Source organism: Enterobacteriaceae endosymbiont of Donacia dentata, from assembly GCF_012570745.1.
Classification (GTDB): Bacteria; Pseudomonadota; Gammaproteobacteria; order Enterobacterales; family Enterobacteriaceae.
The window spans coordinates 1-6,647 of sequence record NZ_CP046213.1 but is presented as its reverse complement, the minus strand read 5'-3'; the positions used below and the strand labels follow the sequence as shown (position 1 = coordinate 6,647).

Annotated in this window: 4 protein-coding genes; 2 read left to right on the top strand and 2 right to left on the bottom strand. The window is 19.2% G+C overall.

Annotated features, from left to right (window positions below):
• Positions 1 to 706 precede the first annotated feature (706 nt).
• Positions 707 to 1,579 carry a plasmid replication initiator TrfA gene (gene trfA / locus GJT90_RS02225; protein WP_168920266.1) on the top strand — a complete coding sequence of 291 codons (873 nt, stop codon included), beginning with the start codon at positions 707 to 709 and terminating at the stop codon, positions 1,577 to 1,579.
• Between the two features lie 69 nt (positions 1,580 to 1,648).
• Positions 1,649 to 2,338: a prephenate dehydratase domain-containing protein gene (locus tag GJT90_RS02220; RefSeq protein ID WP_168920265.1), complete on the top strand. Its 690-nt coding sequence runs from the start codon at positions 1,649 to 1,651 to the stop codon at positions 2,336 to 2,338.
• A gap of 28 nt (positions 2,339 to 2,366) precedes the next feature.
• Here GJT90_RS02220 and GJT90_RS02215 read toward each other — a convergent pair whose 3' ends face one another.
• A complete protein-coding gene (locus tag GJT90_RS02215) occupies positions 2,367 to 3,683 on the bottom strand; it encodes a glycoside hydrolase family 28 protein (protein WP_168920264.1) in 1,317 nt (438 codons plus the stop codon).
• Positions 3,684 to 3,737: 54 nt separating this feature from the next.
• Positions 3,738 to 6,647: an inverse autotransporter beta domain-containing protein gene (locus GJT90_RS02235; RefSeq protein ID WP_211080526.1), complete on the bottom strand. Its 2,910-nt coding sequence runs from the start codon at positions 6,645 to 6,647 to the stop codon at positions 3,738 to 3,740.

Below are 6,647 nucleotides of genomic sequence, written 5' to 3'. Positions count from 1 at the left end.
ATCGTATATTTTTATTAAAATAAAAATTTTCTAAATTCTAATAAAGATTACCTTAATTATTCTATAATTCTACTATTTCATTTACATATTTATAATACTATCATAATAATTTTTTTTTTCAAGTTTTTTTTAAATTATAAAATATAATTAATTACGAAAAATCATAGAACAATATAAAAAACAAAATCACAAAAGACTATAAAAGACTATAAAAGATTATAAGGGACTATAAAGACCTTTTATTTATTTTATTAATTCAAAACAATATGTACAGCAACACTACTTAATATCCCGTCTTTTACTACTTAATATCCCGTCTTTTACTACTTGATATCCCGTTTTTTACTACTTAATATCCCGTTTTTTACTACTTAATATCCCGTCTTTTAATTGCCTAATTAACAAAAATTATTTATATTTAAAAATTTTTTAATACAAAAAACTTGACATTAAAAAAAAAATCTATAATATAATTAATTCTACTCTTCATTTTACATTAAAATATTTTTTGATTTATTTGTTTTATCAAAAGTTATTTGAATATATATATTTTTTATAAATAAAATAAATTAATTTTTCGGAGAACTTAAATTAAAAATATAAAAAATAAAAATTTTTTTACTTTAATTAATATTATTATATTATTTTTTAAATAAAAAATAATAAATTATTTTATTATTATATATAATAGTTTTTTAAATATTTAATGCACAAAAAATCGATTAATGAAAGAATTAAATTATTAACCAGTAAAAATAAAAAAAATTCTAATTTGAAAAATAATATTTATTTTCAAAAAAAAATTTTTTGTAAAAAAAATAATTATTCTAATTTAAATATTCAAAATAACGGAAAATCTTTTTTTATTAAAATACCAAAAAATAAAAGAGTTATTCCTAATATTATGTTAAGAAGTTCCTTATTTGGTGTAATAAGAAAAGGTTATAGAAAATATGAAAGAAATGTTCTTAAAACATCCTTAAATGGATTTGATATACGTTTTACAGGAGAAAGTTTAGATCAATCTGATTTAGATGTTTGGTTAGAATGTTTATATAGACTTAATAAAGTTCCTTTAGGTAGAAGAGTAATTTTTTCTACTTATTCATTTTTAAAATCAATCGATAGAAAAACAGGAAAAAAAGATTATGAATGGTTAAAATCATCTTTAATAAGATTATCTATTTGTAGTATAGAAGTAAAATATAAAAATTATTTCTATATAGGTCATTTATTACATGAATGGTATAGAGATAATAAAACTAAAAAAAATATAATTTTATTAAATAAAAATATTATTGCTTTTTTTACAGATTCTATGTGGACAGCAATTTCTTTAAAAGAAAGAAAAAAATTAAAAGGTAGACCATTATCGCAATGGATACATTGTTTTTTTTGTTCACATAATATTCCTTTATATTATAAAGTTAATACTTTAAAAAAATTATGTGGTAGTAATACTTCTTTATTGTGGAAATTTAGACAAATTTTAAAAAAATCTTTATATGATGTCTCTTCAGCTACAGGATGGAAATGTTGGATAGATAATAATGATATTGTTCATATTATAAAAAAATAATACTTTAATTTATTGTTATTTATGTTAGAATAAGTAAAATTTCTTGTATAAATTTTAACATATTTTAAAATGAAAAAAAATATTTATTTAAATTCTAAATTTTTAAATAAAAAACTAAAATTTAATACAATTATTAATCAAAACATTAATTTTTTAAAAAAAAATAAAATTAAAAAAAAAATAAAAGATTTAATAAGTATTGCTTTTTTAGGTCCTTTAGGTAGTTATTCTCATTTAGCCACTTTAACTTATATTAATAATTGTTGTTACAAAAAAACAATTATTAATATAAGTTGTGAGAATTTTTCAGAAATTTTTCTACATATTAGAAATAATATTGTAAATCTGGCTATAGTTCCAATATATAACAATTATACAGGATTTATAAAAGAAGTATCAATGTTATTAGAAAAAAATAAATCTTTTTTATATATAAAAAAGAATTTAAAATTTCCAATTAAACATTGTTTAGTCACTTATAAAAAAAATATTTCTACTCAAAACATTAAAAAAATTTTTAGTCATCCTCAATCATTTTTACAATGTAGCTTTTTTATAAAGAAATATCCTAAATGGATTATTAAACATTGCTCTAGTTCTTCCTATGCTATGAATCTTATAAAAAAAAAATCATCAAATAAATTTGCTGCTATAGGAAATGAAATGGCAGCAAATTTATATAATTTAAATATATTAAAAAAAAATATATCTAATAAAATAAATAATCAAACTAATTTTTTAATTTTAAAAAAATTGTAATTATTTTTAATAAAAATAAAAAAATTAATTAATATAATTGACAATTTTTTTCATTAATAATATTATCAATATTACCATGAATAATAACATTATTTTTTATCCATAAAGATCCTTCTTTTATATGAAAATCATTAAAAAATACTTCAATAATATTTTTTTCATCTAAACCATCAAATGTTAAAGTTCCTGGTGTTAATATTTTAATATTTTTAAAAAAAATATTTTTAAATTGAGGTCCTTTATTATTATTATTTATAATATTTACATAATTAGTTCTTAAAACTATAGGATTTTTAACATTAATCATACAAATATTTTCATAATTAATGTCTGTAACTAATCCTCCTTTAATAATATTACTTTTTATTCTTATACCATTAGTTGTATTAATTAAAGATAAATTTTTTATTAAAATATCATTTACTCCATTAATTGTTTCGCTACCTATGGACATACCATGTCCATAACTAAAATTATTATTTATAATAGTTATATTTTTTGATGAAATTCCTTCATTACCACCTGATTTAATTGCAATATTATCATCACCAGTACTAATATTAGTATGTGTAATTGTTATGTTTTGTGATGAAGATGGATCTATACCATCAGTATTACGTGCATCATTAGGTGTGTTTATATTTATACCCCAAATAGTTAATCCATTTGTTTTATGAGAAACAATATGAAAATTAGGAGAATTAATTAAATTTAATTTATATATAGTAATATTATATCCAGAATTTATATCAATTAAATGAGGTATATTTTGTTTTTTTTTATGTAATTTTGCATTAGTCGCTAATTGCCACCAAGTATATTTTTTATTTTTTAATAAAATACCCCCTTGTCCATCAATATAACCAAAACCATATAATCCGCTATTTTCACCATTTAATATTATAAATGGTTTACATCCATTTCCTAAATTATCTAATAAACCACAGGTTTTATTACCCTTATCATATAAATCAGGATCATTAATAGCTGATAAAATTACTTTTTTATCAATATATAAACCTCCATAAGAAGGGATAATAATTGGTCCTGAAAAAAAATTATTATTTCCCTTATTAGAAGAAATTAAACTTACAATTTGATGTTTTTGTGCACAATATGAAATAGCTTCTTGTATATCAGTAGTACGATTTTGATCATTTGCTATTAATACTTTACATATTTTAGGTACAATTGGTTCTGTAACTGAACGTTTATCTTTTGCATAAACAAAATTTTGAACACTTAAAATAGTAATTGTAATTATAAATATAACTTTAAAAAAAATATTTTGTATTTTTTTATAAAATAAAATTTTCATTTTATTTAATTCATAATTATTTAACATATAAATATTATATTATATTTTTTTTTATAAAAATTATCTTTAATCAAAAAAATATTAATTTATATAAAAATCTTTTCTTTTAATAATACAAAATACAGTAAAAATATTGCTAGGAATAGCTTTTTCAATATTTCCGTTTTTAAAATCTATGTAAAAACGTAATAATTCTGGAAAATATCTATCTACTATAGAAGTCTTAGTCCAAACACGACTATAACGTTGAATAATAGGCCATCCATAATTACTAAGTAAATCTTCACCTGAATGAAGACTATTAAAACTAGCTAATTCTTCACGAGAAGGTAAAAAATGATTTATAGATTTACAATATTCATTAGCATTATCCCATGTAAACTTAGCCCAATCTTCATTTAAATAATGATATACTTGATCTCCAGTGCGTTCTGACATTAAAGTTGGTCTTTCATATTTTATTCCATGTAACCATATATAATCCACCATATGTCCATACATTTGTGCATGAATAGTATTAGGACTAGTTTCTACTGTAAAAATTAAATTCATTTTTTTAGTAACATATTTATTTGCTACAATATTAATTGTAGTACATACTCCAATACCAAAAGGATCTGATATTCTTAAATTTAAATTACCATTTTTATCAGTTAAAGATGAAAAATTATTACCAGAAAAAGATTTTTTATTTGTAACATCTTCAATTTTTAATTTACCACTATCTCTTCTAATGTTACCTTGTCTATCTTTAGCCATAATATTATGTATTTCAATTTTAGAAAATTTAAATCTTTTTCCATGTTTATCATAAACTGTTATTAAAAAGTTTAAAGGTACATCTGTTTTAGAAACAATAACATTACTTTCTAATATTTTATTCTTATAATTTGTTACAGAAATTACCATATTATCAACAGAAGGTAATACAAAATTTATTTTTTTACTTAATTCTTGATTAATCATATCACCAATTTTTACTTTTAAAAATACTTTTCCTGGGGAAAAACTCATAACATCTGCATAATAAGTACCTTTAGGATTTTCAATAACTTTACTTATATGTACATTATGTTTATCAGCAAAACTAGATTTTTCGACAAAAAAAGAAATATCATTTATATTAGATAATACTTTATTATTTATATCCCTAGCTTCTAGAATAATTCTAGATTTTTCTGATTTAACCAATACTTTTTCAGGAAAAGCAGTTAAAGTAGAAAAATTTTTGTTTATAAAAGGAGCAAAAACATGAATTCGACTATAAATAACATCCTTATTACCTTCAATATCTGAAGCTATAATTCTTAATTTATAAAAATTTTTGTTATTATTTTTGAAATCATAATTAGGTAAATTAATTATATACTTGTTTTTAGTAATAGATTCAATAAAACCTCCGTTTTGTAAAAAATTATTATTAATGTTAAAATGTAAATTTTTTACTTTATTTACAGCATTTACTTCAACATCTAAAAAAATTTTACTACCTGGATAACCAGTTATTTCTTTTTTAGCAAATAATTTAATTAGAAATTTGTTTCTATATTCTAAAAGAATATTATTATTTCTATTTACAAAATCATATCTATGATCATCTGCTGATGAAAAAATATTAGGAAATTCTGTATTTATTTGATCATGCAAAGAACAATTAAATTTGAAATTTAGTTGCATACCAAACATAGTATTGCTTTTTCCTGAAAAACTTTTTGTTTTTTGTAAATAAAAAGTTAATAAAGGAATAGGATGATAATTTATATCAAATAAAAAGAGTGAAGGAGAATATAATTTTTCGTTTTCAAATCCATTATCATTTTTTTTAAATCCTATATTACCGTAATATTTTTCATATGAAAATTTAAATTTTATTTCTGGTATTCGAGGAAAATATCCTTCTGCTTCAATATTCCAACCTGTAGCCGGTCTTTCGTAAAACTCATTATCATTTATATCATTTAAATTTTTTTTTTTTTTCAAACAATCTAAATGCCACCATTTACTAAGTCCATAGTAACTATTAACACTTAATTTTATAAATTCTTTCCAATATTCTGCACCTAAACCAAGTCTTGAATTTTCTAATGTAAAATCATAGTCAAAAAAAGTATTTAAGCCAAGCATATGTTCATTATCAAATGATAATTTTCTTATCCCGAAACCTAAATTATTTTGAATTCTATTATCTGTTTTATGTATATTATTTTGTACAAAAAAAGTGAGGTCTTCATTTTCTATAATTGGAATTAAAATATCCATTTCAGAATTATTTAAATTTAAATTTTCATCTAAATTTAAAATAATAGAGCTTTTACCGTTTATTTGTAAAAGATCAAACATCTTACTAATATTTGACTGAATTTTTTGATTTAATTCCGTGTTAATTTTATCTATAAAAATTAATTTAATACCTTCTATGAAATTTTGATTACTATTTGGATGTTTATTTAAAAATAAATTTTTAGCTAATAACAAAAAATTAAATAAATTTTTTTGAAAATCATTACTTTTTGTGTTATTTTCATTTTTCTTTGTATATGAATATAAGTCAGAAAGATATTTAGGAGAATAACTGTTTCTATTATAATTTTTTTTTAAATTATACCATATAATTTCTTTTTTACTCAAAAATTTATTGAATATAGTATTTTTATTTTTTGTATTTTCTTGCAATTTTATTTGAAAATTTAGTTTTTTAAATTTTTTATTTATTATAAATGGCGAGTATATTTTTAGTTTTATATAAAAAATAATTTTTTCATTAATAAATTTGATTAAAATTTTATTTATTTTATTTAAATAGCATATATTTGAAATACAAAATTCTTCTTTTTTGTTATTAGAATATTTTATGTAAGTGCTTTTTTTATTATTATTAAAAGCATTTGTGTAATTAATATTCGTTAAAAAGATTAATGTCAAAATAAAAAATTTTAATACTTTTTGAGTCATTCTAAAAGACATTATTTTTTGTTTATTTATTTTATTCAT

What these genes read in the sequence shown, in the direction of transcription:
- GJT90_RS02235 (WP_211080526.1), bottom strand. Translation starts at nt 6,647, where the DNA reads ATGAATAAAATAAATAAACAAAAAATAATGTCTTTTAGAATGACTCAA.
- GJT90_RS02220 (WP_168920265.1), top strand. Translation starts at nt 1,649, where the DNA reads ATGAAAAAAAATATTTATTTAAATTCTAAATTTTTAAATAAAAAACTA.
- trfA (WP_168920266.1), top strand. Translation starts at nt 707, where the DNA reads ATGCACAAAAAATCGATTAATGAAAGAATTAAATTATTAACCAGTAAA.
- GJT90_RS02215 (WP_168920264.1), bottom strand. Translation starts at nt 3,683, where the DNA reads ATGTTAAATAATTATGAATTAAATAAAATGAAAATTTTATTTTATAAA.